Genomic DNA, 18,897 nt, shown 5'->3' with positions numbered 1-18,897 from the left:
AAAGAATCAGACATTCCCAATAACAAATTGAGCCGGGCGGCGAGCATGATATGTTCCCCGTCCCGGTATCTGTCAGGAGTGGGACATGAAGATCAGTATCGAACGCGGCGCGCTGCTAAAGGCCGTGTCACAGGCGCAATCCGTTGTCGAACGCCGCAACACCATTCCCATTCTGGCAAACGTGCTGATCGAAGCCGAAGGCAACAGCGTCTCGTTTCGCGCCACCGATCTGGATATTGAGGTTGTGGACAAGACCGATGCGATGGTCGAACGCGCCGGGGCCACGACCGTGTCTGCCGTGACCTTGCACGAGATCGTGCGCAAACTGCCTGATGGGGCGTTGGTGCAACTGACCGATGATGGCGCAACGGGCCGGCTGACGGTCGAGGCAGGACGCTCAAACTTCTCGCTCGCCACGCTGCCGAAGGAAGACTTCCCGGTCATGGCGTCATCGGAATACTCGGCCAATTTCTCGGCCCCTGCTCCGGTTCTGCGCCGTCTGTTCGACAAGTCGAAATTCGCGATTTCAACTGAAGAGACGCGCTATTACCTGAACGGCGTTTACATGCACGTGGCCGACGCCGAAGGCGGCAAGGTGCTGCGCTGTGTCGCCACCGACGGGCACCGCCTGGCCTGCATCGATGCCGACCTGCCCGCAGGTGCTGCGGATATGCCCGGCGTGATCGTCCCCCGCAAGACCGTGGGCGAGCTGCGCAAGCTTTTGGATGATGACGATGCGACCATTGCCGTGTCCGTATCGGAAACAAAGATCCGTTTTGCCACGCCTGCGATCACCCTGACCTCGAAGGTGATCGACGGCACCTTCCCCGACTACACCCGCGTCATTCCCACCGGCAACACCCGCAAGCTGGAGGTGGACGCGACCGAGTTCGCGCAGGCCGTTGATCGTGTGGCCACCGTGTCCAGCGAACGCTCGCGCGCGGTCAAGCTGCAACTGGACGAAGACCGGCTGATCCTGTCGGTGAATGCGCCGGATGCCGGCGCGGCCGAGGAAGAACTGGCCGTGGCCTATGGCGATGAACGGTTGGAAATCGGCTTCAACGCCAAGTATCTGCTTGAAATCGCCAGCCAGGTGGACCGTGAAAACGCGGTGTTCATGTTCAATTCGTCCGGCGACCCGACCTTGATGCGCGAAGGCAACGACACCAGCGCCGTCTATGTCGTCATGCCGATGCGTGTTTGACCGGGACCGCACCGCCACCTGATGCCCCGGCGGGCATTATTACGAACCGATACGGACAGGGGGCGTGATGCTGGCCCTGCGTGAGCTGACACTCAGCCATTTCCGAAGCCACCGCATCGCGCGGCTGTCGCTGGATGGGCGGCCCGTGGCCATTCATGGCCGCAACGGCGCGGGCAAGACCAACATTCTGGAAGCGGTCTCGATGCTGTCGCCCGGTCGCGGCCTGCGCCGCGCCACGGTGGACGAGATGATCCGCCGCCCCGAAGGCGTCGGCTGGAAAGTCACCGCCACTCTGCAAAGCCTGCACCAGATGCACGAGGTTGAAACCTGGGTCGAAGCGGGCAGCCCCCGACAGGTGCGGATTGATGGCAAGACCGCGCCGCAGGTCGCCCTTGGCCGGATCGCGCGCATCGTCTGGCTGGTGCCGGTAATGGACCGCCTCTGGGTCGAGGGGGCCGAGGGGCGCAGGCGGTTTTTGGACCGCATGACCATGAGCTTTGAACCTGACCACGCCGACGCCGTCCTGACCTATGATAAGGCGATGCGCGAACGCAACCGCCTGTTGAAGGATGGTCAGCGCGACGATCATTGGTATGGCGCGCTAGAGAGCCAGATGGCCCGCGCCGCCACCGACATCATCGCAAATCGCGCCGCCACGCTGTCGCAACTGGCCGCTGCGCAAGCCGAGGCCGAAACCGCCTTTCCCACTGCAAATTTGTCTCTAATCCAGCCTGAAAGCACTGAATTGCCAGAAACCGAGCTTGATCTGGCTCAGGCGTTCGCCGACAGCCGCCCGCGTGATCTTCTGGCAGGACGCACGCTGATCGGCCCGCATCGCACCGATCTTGCCGCCATCTATGCCGCCAAGGGCATCGCCGCGCGCGATTGTTCGACGGGTGAACAAAAGGCGCTGCTGGTGTCGCTGATCCTTGCCAATGGTCGCGCGCTGGCGCGGGATTTCGGCGCCCCGCCCATCCTGCTGTTGGACGAAGTCGCCGCCCATCTTGACGCCACCCGCCGCGCCGCGCTGTATGACGAGGTCTGCGCGCTGGGGTCGCAGGCGTTCATGACCGGCACCGGGCCGGAACTGTTTGCAGAACTGGGCGACCGTGCCAGCCATTTCGAAGTCAGCGAGGTCGATGGCACCTCGCACATAGAAGAGGTGACACAATGAAAACCAACCGCGTGAGCCTGATCACCCTTGGCGTCAAAGACCTTGCCCGCGCCCGCGCCTTCTATGAAGCCATCGGGTGGGAGCCCTCGGGCGTGGAGGACAAGGTGGTGTTCTACGACATGAACGGCATGAAATTCGGGTTCTATACGCTGGAGGGGTTGGCGAACGACACAGGGCGCAAGGTCGAAGATCTGAAAACCGGCGCCATGACCCTTGCGCAATGCTTCCCGACCGAGGCCGAAGTGGATGCAGCCTACGAAGCCGCCTTGGCCGCTGGGGCCACCGCGGTCGCCCGCCCGGAAAAGGTCTTTTGGGGCGGATATTCCGGCTACATTGCCGACCCCGACGGGCATCTTTGGGAATATGCCATGAACCCGTTCTGGGATCTGGACGAAGACGGTCATCTGAAATGACGATCACTCTGACCGAGCTTGGCTTCTATATCATCGGTCTCTATATCCTGTTTCTGACGCCCGGCCCGGTCTGGGTTGCACTGGTGGCGCGGGTCATGTCAGGTGGATTTGCACAGGCTTGGCCCCTTGCGATGGGCGTCGCCATCGGAGACATCTTCTGGTCCGTGCTCGCCGCCCTTGGCATGGGCTGGGTCGCGTCCAGCTTCGGCGGCGCGATGCTGGTTCTGAAAATCGTGGCAGCCCTGTTCTTCGTCTGGCTGGGCGTGACCATCATCCGCTCTGCCGACCACAAGATCACTAAGGATCGTAAACTGACCCGCCCCGGCATCTGGGCGGGCTTCGTCGCAGGCCTGATCGTCATCCTGGCCAACCCCAAGGCGATCCTGTTCTACATGGGCGTCCTGCCGGGCTTCTTCGACCTGTCACGCCTGACCGCACCGGATGTGGTGGCAATCGGTGCCGCGTCCTTCATCGTGCCGCTGACGGGCAACCTTGGTATGGCGTTCTTCATTGATCGCGCGCGTCAACTTCTGTCGTCACCGAACAGCTTGCGGCGCATGAATCTGACCGCTGGGAGCCTGTTGATTCTGGTCGGTCTGATCATCCCGTTCACCTAGGCGGAAAAGCCCCCCTGTTTGACACTAAATCTTGTGTCAGCTAGGTGACATTACCCCTGAAAATAACTATATTTTCCGGACCAAACAACAGGAAGGCCCTCATGGCTGATGACGCGCAAAACGGTGCCGGATACGGCGCCGATTCCATTAAAGTTCTCAAAGGGTTGGAAGCAGTTCGGAAACGCCCCGGCATGTATATCGGGGACACCGATGATGGCTCGGGCCTGCACCACATGGTGTATGAGGTCGTGGACAACGGCATTGACGAGGCTTTGGCCGGTCATGCCGATGCCGTGACCGTCACTATTCACGCCGACAACTCGGTTTCCGTGTCCGACAACGGTCGTGGCATTCCAACTGATATCCACCCCGAAGAAGGCGTCTCGGCCGCCGAGGTCATCATGACCCAGCTTCACGCGGGCGGTAAGTTTGACTCGAACTCCTACAAGGTGTCAGGCGGGTTGCATGGTGTGGGCGTGTCGGTGGTGAACGCCCTGTCCGATTGGCTTGAGCTGCGCATCTGGCGCGGCGGCAAAGAGCATGTCGCCCGCTTTGAGCGCGGCGAGACCGTCGAACATCTGAAGGTCGTTGGCGACTGCGGCGACCGCACCGGGACCGAGGTTCGGTTTCTGGCCTCGACCGACACGTTCTCGAACCTCGACTATCAGTTCAAGACGTTGGAGAACCGTCTGCGCGAGCTGAGCTTCCTGAACTCGGGCGTGCGGATCGTGATCGAAGATGAACGCCCTGCCGAGAAACTGCACACCGAGCTGCATTATGACGGCGGCGTCAAGGAATTCGTCAAATACCTGGACCGGTCGAAAACCCCGCTGATGGAGGAACCGATCTTCGTTACCGGTGAAAAAGACGGCATCGGGGTCGAGGTCGCGATGTGGTGGAATGACGGCTATCACGAGAACGTGCTGCCCTTCACCAACAACATCCCGCAGCGCGATGGCGGCACCCATCTGGCGGGCTTCCGTGGCGCGCTGACGCGGACCCTGAACCTTTATGCCAACTCGACGGGTCTGGCGAAAAAGGAAAAGGTCAACTTCACCGGCGACGACGCGCGCGAGGGTCTGACCTGCGTCTTGTCGGTCAAGGTGCCCGATCCCAAGTTCTCGTCTCAGACCAAGGACAAGCTGGTCAGCTCAGAGGTGCGACCCGCCGTCGAAGGGCTGATGAACGAGAAGTTGCAGGAGTGGTTCGACGAACACCCAAACGTCGCCAAGCTGATCGTCGGCAAGATCATCGAAGCCGCCCTGGCCCGCGAAGCCGCCCGCAAGGCGCGCGAGATGACGCGCAAGAAATCCTCGCTCGACGTGGCGTCCCTGCCCGGCAAATTGGCCGATTGTCAGGAACGTGACCCCGCCAAGCGTGAACTGTTCATGGTCGAGGGCGACTCGGCCGGTGGATCGGCAAAACAGGGACGATCCCGCCACAATCAGGCCGTTTTGCCACTGCGCGGCAAGATCCTGAATGTCGAACGCGCGCGGTTTGACCGGATGCTGTCCAGCCAGGAAATCGGCACCATCATCACCGCGCTCGGCACTGGTATTGGTCGTGATGAATTCGACATCTCGAAGCTGCGTTATCACAAGATCATCATCATGACCGACGCAGACGTTGATGGCGCCCACATCCGCACATTGCTGCTGACCTTCTTTTTCCGCCAGATGCCGGAACTGATCGAGGGGGGATACCTCTATATTGCGCAGCCGCCGCTTTATAAGGTCAGTCGCGGCAAATCCGAGGTCTATGTGAAGGACCAGGTCGAGCTGGAGGACTACCTGATCGCGCAAGGGATCGACGGCACCGTTTTGCGGCTTGCCAATGGGGAAGAAATCGCAGGTGCCGATTTGGCCCGCGTGGTCGAAGCCGCCCGCAGTTTCCGCCGCATCCTTGACGCCTTCCCCACCCATTATCCGCGCAACATTCTGGAACAGGCCGCCCTTGCCGGCGGGTTCGATCCGGGTCGCGCTGATGCCGATCTGCAAGCTGTGGCCGAAAGTGTCGCGGCGCGACTGGACAAGGTGGCCGTTGAGTATGAACGCGGCTGGCAAGGTCGGATTACACAGGATCACGGCATTCGCCTGGCGCGCATCCTGCGCGGGGTCGAAGAGATCCGCACGCTGGACGGTGCCGTTCTGCGCTCGGGTGAAGCCCGTCGTTTGTCGGAAGTGTCGATGGACACGCGCGATATCTATCGCGATAGCTCGAAACTGGTGCGCAAGGATCGCGAGATCCTGATCCAGGGACCGATCGACCTGCTGAACGCCATTCTGGCCGAGGGCGAGAAGGGCCTGACCTTGCAACGCTACAAGGGTCTGGGCGAAATGAACCCCGATCAGCTGTGGGAGACAACGCTGGACCCCGAGGCACGCACGTTGCTTCAGGTGAAGGTCGATGACCTTGCCGACGCCGATGATCTGTTCACGAAGCTGATGGGCGATGTGGTCGAGCCAAGACGCGAGTTCATTCAGCAAAACGCGCTGTCGGTTGAGAACCTGGATTTCTGATTGCGGCGCAATAAGTGGGGATGTCGAAAAGATGTCGCATTTCTACACCGATTTGGTGTCCGACACAGTGACTCGCCCCTCGCCAGGAATGCTGCAGGCGATGGTCGACGCGTCAACAGGCGACGAACAACGCGGCGAAGACCCCACGACGCTCGCGCTCTGTGATCGGGTCGCGCAGATGATGGGCTTTGACGATGCGATTTTCCTGCCCTCTGGGACGATGTGCAACCAGATCGCCTTTCTGGTGCATTGCCGCCCGGGGGACGAGGTCATCGCCGCCGGAAACGCGCATATTATGCGATCCGAAGGAGCCGGGGCTGCCGCATTGGCAGGCGCGCAGATCCACCCGATTCCCACATCGCGCGGCATTTTCACCGCAGACGATGTTTCACCCTTGATCCGAACCCGGCGAGACCGCGCGCCTGTCACTCGCTTGATCTGTGTCGAGCAAACAACAAATTCCGGTGGCGGCGCCGTCTGGCCCATCGACACGTTGAGTAAACTGGCCAAACTGGCGCGGGCCAAAGGTCTGGTGATGCATATGGATGGCGCACGGCTGCTCAACGCCGTTGTTGCCAGCACCCTACCGGCCAAGAACCATTGCGCTGGATTCGACAGTGCCTGGATCGACTTGTCAAAAGGGCTTGGATGCCCTGTTGGCGCTGTGCTCGCAGGTGATTCGGACTTCATTCGTCAGGCTTGGGTTTGGAAACACCGTCTAGGCGGTGCCATGCGCCAATCCGGAGTGCTGGCAGCGGCAGGACTTTATGCGCTGGATCACAATATCAACCGTCTGGCGGATGACCATAGAAACGCGCGCCTACTGGCGGATTTACTGTCTGATACACCAGGAATAGATGTTTTCCCTGAAGTAATTGAAAGCAATATTCTGTTCCTTGACATCACGAGGACTGGCAAAACCACTGGCATAATTAACACGATCCTATCTGCAAGTGGCGTTCGGCTAAACGCCGAATCCCCCACCCGCTTCAGGGCAGTCACTCATCTGGGTATCTCTAGTGAGCAAATTCTTGGCGCCGCAAAAGCCATCAAGGATGCTTGCAAAGCCTGACACGGGTGCATCAAAAGTGGTGCCGCTGAAGGGACTCGAACCCCCGACCCCATCATTACGAATGACGTGCTCTACCAGCTGAGCTACAGCGGCCCACAAATGGCTGCCAGCCCATTAAGCGCAGCAGCGATCGGGGTTTTAGACGCGGGGCGTTGGCTGTGCAAGCGAATTTCGCGCCCTTTGCAAGCCTGGCGCGATGTTTTCATGTCAGAAACAGGCCCGGTCACCAGCCCCCGTGCCCACCACACACCTTTGCCCCGGCAGATCAGGGTTTTGGCGCATCTGTTTCCTCGGGTCCGTCGCTATCAGCATCCACCAGTTCGGCCTCCAACACGTCGTCTTTCGGCCCATCTTCCGGGTCAAGCAATTCGGTGGTGGCGTCGGCGGCTTCGGCTTCGCCGACAATCAGAGGCAGCATTTCGGCGCCCCCCTGCATCGCATGATCGGTTTCCGGGGCAGGTTTCCAGGCCAGCGTGTCAAAGCCTTGGCATCCGTCACAAATCGGGGTCCAGGCCGCGTGCACATGGTTGCAGTTGTCGCACACCCATTGCGGACCCCGCGGGGCGGTCACGGCGCGGGCCAGCAACGCGCGGACGGTCTGGTCATCCGCGCCCTCGCCCCTTTCAATTGCAGCAAGCAGTGTCAGGGCACGCTGGCTGGGCAATACTTCGGGCAGATCGCCCAGCGCCTTGCGCGCTTCGGTGTAGTTTTCAGCAGCAATGTTCAGTTCGGTCAGCAACATCCGCGTTTCCGGGTCGCCATCGCGGTGCTTGGTCAGTGCCCGAAACCGCACCAGACGTTCGGCGGGCGTTTCATCGGGCACGATTTCGGCAAACGCGGCTGCGATGTCCGGGTGGGGCTGGGCGCTCCACGCCTTGATCAGAACACGCGACGCATAGCGCGGCTTGCCCTGTTCGATATAGGTGCGTGCCGCCATCACCGCGGCGGGGACCAGATCAGGCGACAGGCGGTTGGCCTCGATCGCGGCTTCGCGGGCCTTGATGTCATTGCCTTCGTTCAAAACGCCCTTGGCTTCCGACAGGGCCAGAACCGCATCGCGCCGCTTGTGCACATCACGCGGCAGGTCACCATATTTCAGCTTCGCACCAAGTGTCTTGCGCGCGCCCGACCAATCATTATGCCTTGCTTGCAGACCCAGCAGAACATCCTGTGTTTCCGTGTGTCGCGGCTTCAGCGCAAAGGCCTTCTGCGCCAGCTTCATCGCGGTTTCGGTATCCCCTTCGGCCAGCTTTTGTTTCATGATGCCGCGCACCCCGACAAACTGCGTGCGTTCGTCTTTCAAAAGACGCCGATAGACTTCGCCCGCCTTGCGCTTGTCGCCCGTCATCTCGGCGGCCTGCGCGGTCAGAAGATTGGTCAATTCGGGACGATGCAGATATTTCTCGGCCCGGCTGGCCTTGGACATGGCCGTGCTGCCTTCGCCGGACGCCAGCGCGATCATGCCTTCGGCCAGCGCCTCATATCCCTTGCGCTCGCGCGAACGGTCGAAATAGCGCGAAATCGCCGTTTCGTCCCCGTTCACAAAGCGAATGAACGCCACCAGCAAGCCCAAGACGATAATCGCCAGCCAGATCGCGACCACCAGCAAGACGCCGGCAATCACGGCCTGAAGCGGTTCCAGATTGTATTCGGTCGCGCCAATGGCAATGCGAATACCACCTTCGGTTTCCATCAGGAACCCGGCCCCCAGCGTCAGCAAGGCGATGGCAGTCACGAAGAGAATAATCTTGAAAAGAGACCAAAGCATCGGTGCGTCCTTACTTGCTGTTGACGTGCTGGGCCAAGGCTTGCGCGGCCTCAAGCGTATCTTTGCGGGCGGTGGCATCTGCGATCCAGGCGGACAGGGCGGCTTTGCCAGCCTCGGGCATCGCCTCAAGCTCGCTCAAAGCGGCCGCGATCCGACCATCCTTCAACGCCGCCTCGGCGCGGGACAGGATGGCATCGGGGTCGTCGCCCTCTTTCGGTTCCAGTGACCGGGCCCCGAGCTGGGTGCGGAAAAAGGCCGTGACGCGGTCCATTTCGCCATCCTTGACCGCTGCACGGATCGACGCGTCCAGGGCTGCGCGCGCCGCCTCGGGGAACCGTGCCTGCAAGGTGGCCAAAGTTATGATCCCGTCCGCGGCATGGGCCGACAGCGCGTCGGGTGCTTCAACACCAGCGTTTTCGGTCAAATCAAACAGTGCATCACCATAAGGCTGCCCGCTTTCCAGCGCCGCCAGAACGCGTGACATCGCGGCCCGTGCCGCAGCAGCCTTGGCGGCTTCGGCGGCGCTGACCTCAAGCGTTTCGGCCTGATCCTGCGCCGCGCTGATCCGTTCAAGCTCGGCATCCAGCATCTGGCGCATCTGCTGCAATTCACGCTCATAAGCCGCTGCCGCAGCGGCGGCCGCTTCCATTCCCGAACCTTGCGGCAGTTTCTCGACCGTGTGAACGCGGTTTTCCAGATCGGTCAGCTTTTGGGACATGGCCTCGTACTGCACGCGAATCTGGTCCAGTTGCCCGGTCAGTTCACCGCGCAGTTCATCAAGACCAGTATCCTGCTGCAACGCAGTCAATGCCGCACCTTGCGACGTGGTCGCCTCCTCGATCCCCGAAACACGGTCGCCAAGTTCGGTCAGCTTGACCTCGACCGGATCCACATCGGGCTGACGGGCAAAGGGCCACTGGTCGGGATACCGTGCCGCGCCAAAGCCCAGAGCCGCCGCGACAGCCCCGCCCAGCAAAAGCGGCATAAAGACGGACCCGCCGCGCGCAGCGGGTGTGTCAGCCGAAGTATCAGATGGCTCGGACGTCGTTTCATCAGGCTGCGGGTCAGCTAAATCATCTTTCGAGGGCACTACGTCCGCCTCGGCATCGGGGGTCTTGCCATCCGGCGCCTCGGCTTCCGGCGGATCGGACTTCTCAGGCGCCTCGGGCGCTTGTTCCGGTGTATCAGTGACTGTTGGCCGGTCGTCCGGCTTCGACTTTGCGGTTTTGGGTTCGTCAACGACAACGGCGTCTTCGACCGTCTCTGGCTTATCCTTGGCTGGTTTGCGGGGCTTGGCCAATTTCGGAACCTCTCGAATCTCTTAAAGAAAATCACGGTGCGTCTGCGGTTTCAGCTTAGCTTGCGACCCCGGATGGCTCAAGCAAGGTCAGTGTCGCAGGGCGGCGATTGTCCGGTCGACCATTTCTGATCCGGTGGGTTCGGTGGCCACCTCGCTGGACCCGCCAGTCTCGCTTCGCCAGACCTCGGCCACCGCATCGCTGATGGCAATGACGTGCACGTCGGGTCCGATCGTCGCGACCGCCTGCCCAACCAACCTTGCCGAGCGAGGCGAAAAAAGGGGAAGGATCGCAGGACGCTCCCCTTCCAGCACATGACGGGCCGCATTGGACAGCGGCAGATCTTCCTGCCGGTATGTCTGCGCCGACCGCGCGTTCACCGACCGGTGCGACAGCGCGGCAGGAAAATCGGTCGCCACATGCGATCCGCGCAGGTAAAGCAACGCCCCCGGATCGGGCTGAGTGTCCATCCACGCCAGCAAAGCCGCTGCATCCAGTGCACAATGGCGCACCTCGCCCCCCGCCTGCGTTACCGCTTCGGCGGTGCGTGTGCCCACGCAAAAGACCCGCTTTCCCTGCAATGAACCCTGGATCGCGTGGACAGAGGTGGCAATCACAACGTCAATACCGGACAGGTCGGGCCAATCCCCGGTCGGAACGATATTCAGGATCGGTGACAGCACCACCGGGATCTTATGCCCCAGATCCGTTTCGATTTGGGTCAACATCTGGCTGGCACTAAGTGCCGGCCGGGTCAGTACCAGGGTCTTTTGGGTCGACATGACGGGCCTGCCGGGATTGTCTGAGTTGCCCTGTGGTGTTACCCCGACCCAAGGCCAATCTGCAACCAATCCCGCCCGGACCTAAACGCAATGACTGACACGTTAACCCTTTTGGGGCTGGAAAGCTCCTGTGACGACACGGCGGCGGCGGTTGTGCGCCATACGCCCGGAGAGATGCCGCAGATCCTGTCCTCGGTCGTCGCAGGTCAGGCGGAGCTGCACGCCGATTTTGGCGGGGTCGTGCCCGAAATCGCGGCACGCGCCCACGCCGAAAAACTGGATATCTGCGTGGAACAGGCACTGTTGCAGGCCAATCTGCACCTGAAAGACCTGGACGGCATCGCCGTCACGGCCGGGCCGGGGCTGATCGGGGGCGTGGTTGCAGGTGTCATGTGTGCCAAAGGGTTGGCGGCGGGGTCAGGGTTGCCGTTGATCGGCGTGAATCACTTGGCCGGTCATGCTTTGACCCCGCGACTGACCGATCAGGCGTCGTTCCCTTATCTGATGCTTCTGGTCTCGGGCGGACATTGCCAGTTTCTGATTGCCAAGGGACCAGAGGCGTTTCAGCGTCTGGGTGGCACCATCGACGACGCCCCCGGTGAAGCGTTCGATAAAACCGCCAAGCTGTTGGGTCTGCCGCAACCCGGTGGCCCCTCGGTCGAGGCCGAGGCGCGCCAGGGCGACCCGCAGCGGTTCAGGTTCCCCCGCCCCCTGCTGGATCGCCCCGGCTGCGACATGAGCTTTTCAGGCCTGAAAACCGCATTGTTGCGGGAAAGGGACCGCCTGATTGCAGAGCATGGGGGGCTGCGACGCCGCGACCGCGCCGATTTGTGCGCCGGATTTCAGGCCGCCGTCGCTGACGTGCTGGCGGAAAAATCGCGCCGTGCGTTGGCGGAATACCTGACCCTGAAACCCTCTGCCCCCATATTGGCAGTGGCCGGTGGAGTCGCCGCGAACATGACAATTCGAAGTGCGTTAGAGACTGTTTGCACACAGGCGGGGACCGCGTTTCTGGCGCCACCACTTGCCCTGTGCACCGACAATGCCGCGATGATCGCCTGGGCCGGGATCGAACGGATGCGAGCGGGGGTGTGTGACGATATGACCTTGCAGGCACGACCGCGCTGGCCACTGGACCAAGAGGCCCCGGCCATGCTTGGATCGGGAAAGAAAGGGGCAAAGGCATGAGTGTTTCGGTTCTGGGCGCCGGCGCGTTCGGCACGGCGTTGGCCATTTCGCTTGCGCGGACGGGTCAGCCGGTGACGCTGTGGGCGCGCGATCTGGGCGACATGGCCAAAACACGGGAAAACACCCGACGCCTTGCAGGCTTCACGTTTCCCGACTCCATTATCGTGACGGATGATCTGTCGCTTGCCACGCAGGCTGGGATTATCCTTGTGGCGGTTCCGATGCAGTCCCTTGCCGGGTTCCTGACCGAAAATGCCGGTCAACTGAATGGCAAAACTCTTGTGGCCTGCTGCAAGGGCATTGACCTGAAATCAGGTCTTGGCCCGGCCGAGATCATTCGGCGCGCGTGCCCCGATGCGACCCCCGCCATCCTGTCCGGCCCCAGTTTCGCGGTGGATATTGCCGCGGGCCTGCCAACCGCCCTGACCCTGGCGGTCAAAGACGGTCACGCGCTGCAAGCGGCGCTGTCGACGCCGAATATCCGCCTGTATCGAAGCGCCGATCTGGTCGGCGTCGAAATCGGCGGTGCCCTGAAAAACGTTGTGGCCATTGCCTGTGGCATCACAGTGGGGGCAGGACTTGGTGAAAGCGCCCATGCAGCCCTGATGACCCGCGGATTTGCCGAGATGCAGCGGTTCGCCCTGTCGCGCGGCGCGCGCCCCGACACCCTGTCCGGCCTGTCCGGCTTTGGCGATCTGGCATTGACCTGTTCGTCGGAAAAATCGCGCAACTTTGCTTTTGGATTGGCCCTGGGCCGCGGCGATCCCCTGCCCGAAGGCACCACGGTCGAGGGAAAAGCCACCGCCAAAGCAGTCTCTAACCTTGCGCAAAAGCTGGGGTTGGACATGCCCATCGCCGATATGGTCGTGGCCGTTCTGGAAAAACATCTGACGGTAAAGGAAGCCGCCGAGATGCTGCTGACACGCCCCTTGAAGGAGGAATAACATGCCTTTCGCCCTGATCTGCACCGACAAACCCGGTGCGATAGACACCCGCAAAGCCAATCGTGAGGCGCATCTGGCCTATATCAAGGACACCGGCGTTGTCGCGCAGGCCGGTCCCTTTCTGGACGCAGACGGCGGAATGTGCGGGTCGCTGGTGATCCTTGACGTGGCCGATCGTGAGGCGGCACAGACCTGGGCGGATAGCGACCCCTATGCCAAGGCGGGATTGTTTGCGGATGTACGGATCGAGGAATGGAAGAAGGTGGTGGGATAATGGCGTATTGGCTTTTCAAATCCGAAGTGTCGACCTGGAGCTGGGACCAACAGGTCGCCAAGGGGGACGCCGGCGAGGAATGGGACGGGGTGCGCAATTATCAGGCGCGCAATCATATGCGCGAGATGAAGGTGGGCGATCTTGGGTTCTTCTATCATTCGCAGAAGGAAAAAGAGATCGTCGGCATCGTCGAGGTGATTGCCGAAAGCCATCCCGACAGCACGACCGATGACGATCGCTGGGACTGCGTGGATATAAAGGCGGTGCGGCCGCTGAAAAACCCGGTGACTCTGGCCATGTGCAAGGACGACCCCCGCCTTGCCGATATGGTGCTGGTCAACAACACCCGCCTGTCAGTGCAACCCGTAACCGAACAGGAATGGAACGTGGTGCTGGAGCTTTCTGGCGACAAAACCTGATCTTGGGATCATACTGGTCACATCTTGGATGCGAACAGGAGAGAACAAATGTTGCAGGTCTTGATCTCGGCCATCGCCGGATATGCGTTCGGCGCGGTCTGGTATATGGTCCTGGCCAAAAAATGGGTGGCAGCGACTGGGATCGAAGTGGATGAGAATGGAAAGCCGGTCGACACTTCCCCGCTGCCTTTCATCGTCGCGTTCATATCTGCGCTGGTGGTGGCCGGAATGATGCGGCACATCTTCGTCATGGCTGGTATTGATACGGTCGGCAAAGGTCTGACCACAGGTTTGGGTCTGGGCCTGTTCGTAGCGGCACCGTGGATCGTGAACAATGTGATGTTTGGCGACCGCGATAGAAGCCTGATCTGGATCGACGGTGGCTATGCCGCGGGTGGCTGTGCGGTGATCGGGCTGGTACTGGCCCTGTTTTGACATTGTCTGAATACGAGAAAGGAGGGGCTGACGTCTCGGCCCCTCCTTTCCACCCCACGTGCTCCCCAGCACCACAAGCGACTTTGAAATTCGGGTCCGGCCGTCCTAGCCTTCGATTTGACATTAGCGGTTGGCGCACCGCCCTGCAAGCTCACAATGCTTACAATATTATTCGAAATCAGAATGTTAAGGTGAAATTAACAAAGGCGCCGCACCCGTGGCGACGCCCCTGTGTCCGGTCCGTATCGGCTTAACCGTAAACGGATTCCTTGCCGAAGTGCTTGACCAGCATGTAATACACAACGGCGCGATACTTGTTGCGTTCGCTGCGGCCATAAGTGTCGATAACGGCGTTGATTGCATCCATCAGTTGCGGCCCGTCGGCCAGCCCCAGCTTCTTGACCAGAAAATTGTCCTTCACGGTCTCAAGCTCGCTGTCCTGAGTGGCAGCGACGGTTGACGCATCATCATTATAGATTGCCGGGCCGCACCCGATGGTCACCTTGGTCAAAAGATCCATGTCCGGGGTCATGCCACATTTGGTTTTCAGGTCCTCTGCATACTTTGCAATCAGCTCGTCACGTTTACCCATGTTGGTCTCCTTGGTTACAACTTTGGGGCTCTGCCCAACTCGCCAATGAGACTAGGGTTATTCACGAACGGGTCAAAGGAAAAGTTTGCGCGCGTATTCCCCCTAGGCTTTCCGGGCGATTTCGCGCACCATGCCACGGTGCTCAGTTTGATTTAGGAGGATACCATGGGTCTTTGGAGCTTTGTGAAAGGTGCGGGAAAATCGCTGTTCGGCGGCGGTGATGAATCCGCCTCGGCCGATACGCTGAACAAGGAGGTTGCCGACCTTGGCATCGACACGTCCGGACTGGACATCAAGGTGGATGGTGAAAAGGTTACTGTGAAAGGTGGCGAGAATCTGAGCGCGGAGGACCGCGAGAAGGTGATCCTGGCGGTGGGGAACGTCGAAGGCGTTGCCGAGGTCGAAGCCGACCTTGACGGTGAACCCACATTCCACACCGTCGAAAAGGGCGACACGCTGTGGGCCATTGCGGAAAAGACGCTAGGCAACGGTTCACGTTACAAAGAGATCTTCGAGGCGAACAAGCCGATGCTGAAAGATCCCGACCTGATCTATCCCGGTCAAAAGCTGCGCATCCCCGGCTGACAAGCGTGTTACCAACCAAGGCGGCACGTTTCCGGACGGGCCGCTTTTTTCGTGCCAAACCCACCCCTGCGGCAATTTTTGCCTTGTGACACAAGCTAAGTCGCTGTCTGATCCGTTGAAATCTGCAAGCGAGGATCAGACAAAAGATGGCATCATATTTGAAATCCACCCCAACCCGTGACGGCATGTTCGGCGACTATGGCGGAGCCATGCTGCCGCCCCCGCTGGAGCCGCATTTCAAGGAAATCCGCGAAGCCTATGACCGGATCTCGAAATCCGCCGATTTCATTGCCGAACTGCGTCACATCCGCAAGCATTTCCAGGGGCGGCCGACGCCGATTTCCTACCTCAAGAATCTGTCGAATATGTCCGGCGGGGCGCAGATCTATGCCAAGCGCGAGGACCTGAACCATACCGGCGCGCACAAGCTGAACCACTGCATGGGCGAAGGGCTGCTGGCCAAGTTCATGGGCAAGAAGAAGCTGATGGCAGAAACGGGCGCGGGGCAACACGGGGTCGCACTTGCCACAGCCGCCGCCTATTTCGGGCTGGAATGCGAGATTCACATGGGCGAGATCGACATCGCCAAGGAAGCTCCGAACGTCACCCGCATGAAGTTGCTGGGTGCCGAGGTCGTGCCGGTGGGTTTCGGCGGTCGATCGCTCAAGGAAGCCGTCGACAGTGCCTTTCAAAGCTATCTGGACCAGGCAGATACCGCGCTCTTTGCCATCGGGTCGGTCGTTGGCCCGCATCCCTTCCCGCTGATCGTGCGTGATTTCCAGCACGTCGTCGGCATCGAAGCGCGCGAACAGTTTCTCGAATTGACCGGCGACCTGCCCGACATGGTTGCCGCCTGCGTGGGCGGGGGTTCGAACGCCATGGGCCTGTTCTCGGGCTTCATCGACGACGAGGACGTCGCGCTTTACGGGGTCGAACCGATGGGCACCTCGTCCAAGCTGGGGGATCACGCGGCCACCATCACCTATGGTGAAGACGGTGACATCCACGGCTTCCGCACCATGGTTCTGAAGGATGAAAAGGGCGAACCCGCGCCGGTGCACACGGTGGCCTCGGGCCTGGATTATCCCGGTGTGGGGCCGGAACACGCGCATCTGTATCGCACCGGCAAGGCGAACTATACCGCCGCCGACGACAAGGAAGCCTTGGCGGCGTTCTATGCGCTTAGCCGTCACGAGGGCATCATTCCGGCTCTCGAAAGCGCCCACGCGGTGGCCTTTGCCATGCGCGAGGCACCCAAGAACCCCGGTAAGTCCATCCTGATCAACCTGTCGGGTCGAGGCGACAAGGATATTGACTATGTCACCGAAACATTCGGATTCGGGGACGAGAACTGATAAAAGATGGCGCCGCCCCGAAGGGCGGCGCTTTCAGCTTCAAACCATGAAAGACGGCATCGACACGTTATTGCGTCGTGGTGCCTTCTTCGGTGGTCGCTTCACCGGTGGCTTCGCCTTCTTCAGTCGCGGCGCCTTCCCCGGTTTCCGAGGTTTCTTCGCTGGCTGCCTCATCCGTCATGGTGTCGGCAGCACCTTCTTCAGTCGGCGTCGCGCTTTCCTCGGTCATCGTGGCGTCACCGCTGGCACCACTTTCAGCCTGTGCCAGCAGCGACCCGATCGAGGTTTCGCCCGGCAGGTTCTCGGCCGTGGATTCATCGAATTCCGGATAGGTTTTCAATGTCTCCTTGTCGGTGTCCAGACGCAGAGTCGCGCCGTCCTCGCCAAGTTTGAACTCGGTCAGCGGCAGGGCCACGGTGTATTCGCCAAGGCCCAGGAAACCACCGATACCCAACACGACCTCGGGCCCGTTCGCCCCCATGATCACGTAGTCAACTTCGCTGATCCGCTCACCCTCCGGGTCATAGGCGAACATGCCGATCATGTCGGCAACCGTCATGTCCCCGAGACTGGTGAACATGGGTTCAACGACTGCGGTGTCTGCACCCGTGGTTGCTGTGTCGGTTTCCGGCGTGGCGGTGTCTTGTGCCACGGCGCCACCGGCGATCATCATTGCAACAGCGGTGCTCATCAAGAAATGCTTGCGTTTCATGTGTGCCTCCTTTGGTCACTCTACGTGTCCACAACCAATCCAAAGGGCGTTGGTTCCAATGCAGAGACAGTCGATGCAGAACCGGCAAATTGTTGCCGGATTCCACATTTAGGAAGCGCAGATTTCCGCCGTTTTTCCCGGCAAAACCCGTTTTAGTACCGATAGTGTTCGGGCTTGAACGGGCCTTCAGGCGTGACACCGATATAGGACGCCTGTTCGCTGCTCAGCTTCGACAGCTTCACGCCAATGCGATCCAGATGCAGGCGCGCGACCTTCTCATCCAAATGCTTGGGCAGGATATAAACCTTGTTGTCGTATTCATCGCCCTTGGTCCACAGCTCGATCTGCGCCAACACCTGGTTGGTGAAGCTGGCGGACATCACGAAAGACGGGTGGCCGGTGGCGTTGCCAAGGTTCAGCAAACGGCCTTCGGACAGCAGGATGATGCGGTTGCCTGACGGCATCTCGATCATGTCCACCTGCTCTTTGATGTTGGTCCATTTGTGGTTCTTCAGGCTGGCCACCTGAATCTCATTGTCGAAGTGGCCGATATTGCCGACGATCGCCATATCCTTCATCGCACGCATATGCTCGATGCGGATCACGTCCTTGTTGCCGGTGGTGGTGATGAAGATGTCAGCGTCCGCCACGGCGTCTTCCAGCGTCACGACCTCGAACCCGTCCATCGCGGCTTGCAGCGCGCAGATCGGGTCAATCTCGGTCACTTTCACGCGGGCGCCAGCGCCACGCAAGCTGGCGGCCGAGCCTTTGCCCACATCCCCATAACCACACACAACAGCAACCTTACCGGCCATCATCGTGTCGGTGGCGCGGCGGATACCGTCAACCAGCGATTCCTTGCAGCCATATTTGTTGTCGAATTTTGACTTGGTGACCGAGTCATTCACGTTGATCGCGGGGAACGGCAGTTGACCCTGTTTCACCAGATCGTACAGGCGGTGAACACCGGTGGTCGTTTCCTCGGACACGCCTTTGATCTGGTCGCGCATCTTGGTGAACCAACCGGGGCTGGCCTTCATGCGCTTCTTGATTTGGGCAAAGACCGCCACTTCCTCTTCCGAAGTGGGCGTTTCGATCAGGTCTGTCTCACCATTTTCAACACGTGCACCTAGCAGGATGTAAAGCGTGGCATCGCCGCCATCATCCAGGATCAGGTTCGGGCCTTCGGGGAACATGAACGAGCGGTCCAGATAATCCCAATGCTCTTCCAGCGACTGGCCTTTGATGGCGAAAACAGGCGTGCCACCCGCTGCAATCGCCGCCGCCGCGTGGTCCTGGGTCGAGAAGATGTTACACGACGCCCAGCGCACATCAGCACCCAGAGCCACAAGCGTTTCGATCAGCACGGCCGTTTGAATGGTCATGTGCAGCGACCCGACGATCCGCGCGCCTTTCAGGGGTTTCGTTTCGCCATATTCGTCGCGCAGCGCCATCAGCCCCGGCATTTCGGTTTCGGCGATGTCCAGTTCCTTGCGGCCAAACTCGGCCAGATTGATGTCTTTTACGATATAGTCAGTGGTCACGG

19 protein-coding genes and 1 tRNA gene are annotated in these 18,897 nt (G+C 60.4%); 13 read left to right on the top strand and 7 right to left on the bottom strand.

Going from position 1 to position 18,897, the window contains the following annotated elements:
• Window positions 1-85 precede the first annotated feature (85 nt).
• The 6 genes from dnaN to MUY21_RS10500 all read left to right on the top strand — a co-directional run bounded on the left by dnaN (window position 86) and on the right by MUY21_RS10500 (window position 6,999).
• Window positions 86-1,204 (top strand): DNA polymerase III subunit beta, encoded by a 1,119-nt coding sequence (gene dnaN / locus MUY21_RS10525; protein WP_248410346.1) that lies wholly within the window; start codon window positions 86-88, stop codon window positions 1,202-1,204.
• A gap of 67 nt (window positions 1,205-1,271) precedes the next feature.
• Window positions 1,272-2,378 carry a DNA replication/repair protein RecF gene (gene recF / locus MUY21_RS10520; RefSeq protein ID WP_248410345.1) on the top strand — a complete coding sequence of 369 codons (1,107 nt, stop codon included), beginning with the start codon at window positions 1,272-1,274 and terminating at the stop codon, window positions 2,376-2,378.
• Complete coding sequence (locus MUY21_RS10515; RefSeq protein WP_191286778.1) at window positions 2,375-2,791, top strand: VOC family protein; 417 nt, start codon at window positions 2,375-2,377, stop codon at window positions 2,789-2,791. Before recF ends, MUY21_RS10515 begins: the two co-directional genes overlap by 4 nt.
• Complete coding sequence (locus MUY21_RS10510; protein WP_248410344.1) at window positions 2,788-3,408, top strand: LysE family translocator; 621 nt, start codon at window positions 2,788-2,790, stop codon at window positions 3,406-3,408. Before MUY21_RS10515 ends, MUY21_RS10510 begins: the two co-directional genes overlap by 4 nt.
• Before the next feature lie 101 nt (window positions 3,409-3,509).
• Window positions 3,510-5,927, top strand: a complete 2,418-nt coding sequence (gene gyrB / locus MUY21_RS10505; RefSeq protein WP_248410343.1) for a DNA topoisomerase (ATP-hydrolyzing) subunit B — start codon at window positions 3,510-3,512, stop codon at window positions 5,925-5,927.
• Window positions 5,860-6,999, top strand: a complete 1,140-nt coding sequence (locus tag MUY21_RS10500) for a threonine aldolase family protein (protein WP_348984592.1) — start codon at window positions 5,860-5,862, stop codon at window positions 6,997-6,999. Before gyrB ends, MUY21_RS10500 begins: the two co-directional genes overlap by 68 nt.
• Window positions 7,000-7,016: 17 nt before the next feature.
• On the opposite strand, the gene MUY21_RS10495 is transcribed toward MUY21_RS10500, so the two are convergent.
• From MUY21_RS10495 to MUY21_RS10480, 4 genes are all read right to left on the bottom strand, one after another.
• A tRNA-Thr gene (locus MUY21_RS10495) sits at window positions 7,017-7,092 on the bottom strand.
• A gap of 172 nt (window positions 7,093-7,264) precedes the next feature.
• Entirely contained in the window at window positions 7,265-8,767 is a 1,503-nt protein-coding gene (locus tag MUY21_RS10490) for a heme biosynthesis HemY N-terminal domain-containing protein (protein WP_248410342.1), read from the bottom strand.
• 10 nt (window positions 8,768-8,777) lie between these two features.
• Window positions 8,778-10,067 carry a hypothetical protein gene (locus tag MUY21_RS10485; RefSeq protein ID WP_248410341.1) on the bottom strand — a complete coding sequence of 430 codons (1,290 nt, stop codon included), beginning with the start codon at window positions 10,065-10,067 and terminating at the stop codon, window positions 8,778-8,780.
• An 87-nt stretch (window positions 10,068-10,154) separates the two neighbouring features.
• Window positions 10,155-10,847: a uroporphyrinogen-III synthase gene (locus MUY21_RS10480; protein WP_248410340.1), complete on the bottom strand. Its 693-nt coding sequence runs from the start codon at window positions 10,845-10,847 to the stop codon at window positions 10,155-10,157.
• A gap of 90 nt (window positions 10,848-10,937) precedes the next feature.
• Between MUY21_RS10480 and tsaD the strand changes: the two genes are divergently transcribed.
• From tsaD to MUY21_RS10455, 5 genes are read left to right on the top strand one after another with little or no spacing between them, the layout of a single operon-like run.
• Complete coding sequence (tsaD, locus tag MUY21_RS10475; protein ID WP_248410339.1) at window positions 10,938-12,035, top strand: tRNA (adenosine(37)-N6)-threonylcarbamoyltransferase complex transferase subunit TsaD; 1,098 nt, start codon at window positions 10,938-10,940, stop codon at window positions 12,033-12,035.
• Window positions 12,032-12,979 carry an NAD(P)H-dependent glycerol-3-phosphate dehydrogenase gene (locus MUY21_RS10470; RefSeq protein WP_248410338.1) on the top strand — a complete coding sequence of 316 codons (948 nt, stop codon included), beginning with the start codon at window positions 12,032-12,034 and terminating at the stop codon, window positions 12,977-12,979. Before tsaD ends, MUY21_RS10470 begins: the two co-directional genes overlap by 4 nt.
• A 1-nt stretch (window position 12,980) precedes the next feature.
• Window positions 12,981-13,253, top strand: a complete 273-nt coding sequence (locus tag MUY21_RS10465) for a YciI family protein (RefSeq protein ID WP_248410337.1) — start codon at window positions 12,981-12,983, stop codon at window positions 13,251-13,253.
• A complete protein-coding gene (locus MUY21_RS10460) occupies window positions 13,253-13,672 on the top strand; it encodes an EVE domain-containing protein (RefSeq protein WP_248410336.1) in 420 nt (139 codons plus the stop codon). The genes MUY21_RS10465 and MUY21_RS10460 overlap by 1 nt, the downstream gene beginning before the upstream one ends.
• Before the next feature lie 48 nt (window positions 13,673-13,720).
• Complete coding sequence (locus MUY21_RS10455; protein WP_248410335.1) at window positions 13,721-14,107, top strand: DUF1761 domain-containing protein; 387 nt, start codon at window positions 13,721-13,723, stop codon at window positions 14,105-14,107.
• A 250-nt stretch (window positions 14,108-14,357) separates the two neighbouring features.
• Here MUY21_RS10455 and MUY21_RS10450 read toward each other — a convergent pair whose 3' ends face one another.
• Window positions 14,358-14,699, bottom strand: a complete 342-nt coding sequence (locus MUY21_RS10450; protein ID WP_191286789.1) for a DUF2853 family protein — start codon at window positions 14,697-14,699, stop codon at window positions 14,358-14,360.
• A gap of 165 nt (window positions 14,700-14,864) precedes the next feature.
• Here MUY21_RS10450 and lysM point away from each other — a divergent pair, with 165 nt between their 5' ends.
• Window positions 14,865-15,284, top strand: a complete 420-nt coding sequence (lysM, locus tag MUY21_RS10445) for a peptidoglycan-binding protein LysM (RefSeq protein ID WP_248410334.1) — start codon at window positions 14,865-14,867, stop codon at window positions 15,282-15,284.
• 146 nt (window positions 15,285-15,430) lie between these two features.
• Window positions 15,431-16,639: a tryptophan synthase subunit beta gene (gene trpB / locus MUY21_RS10440; RefSeq protein WP_248410333.1), complete on the top strand. Its 1,209-nt coding sequence runs from the start codon at window positions 15,431-15,433 to the stop codon at window positions 16,637-16,639.
• Window positions 16,640-16,706: 67 nt separating this feature from the next.
• On the opposite strand, the gene MUY21_RS10435 is transcribed toward trpB, so the two are convergent.
• Together MUY21_RS10435 and ahcY are read right to left on the bottom strand one after the other, a co-directional pair.
• Window positions 16,707-17,351, bottom strand: a complete 645-nt coding sequence (locus MUY21_RS10435; RefSeq protein WP_248410332.1) for a hypothetical protein — start codon at window positions 17,349-17,351, stop codon at window positions 16,707-16,709.
• A gap of 152 nt (window positions 17,352-17,503) precedes the next feature.
• Window positions 17,504-18,895 carry an adenosylhomocysteinase gene (gene ahcY, locus MUY21_RS10430; RefSeq protein WP_248410331.1) on the bottom strand — a complete coding sequence of 464 codons (1,392 nt, stop codon included), beginning with the start codon at window positions 18,893-18,895 and terminating at the stop codon, window positions 17,504-17,506.
• Window positions 18,896-18,897 lie beyond the last annotated feature (2 nt).

Origin of the sequence: Aliiroseovarius sp. S2029 (genome assembly GCF_023195575.1) — a bacterium.
Lineage (GTDB): Bacteria > Pseudomonadota > Alphaproteobacteria > Rhodobacterales > Rhodobacteraceae > Aliiroseovarius > Aliiroseovarius zhejiangensis.
Note: the sequence above shows the minus strand (reverse complement) of the source record. Positions and strands in the feature narration are given on the sequence as shown.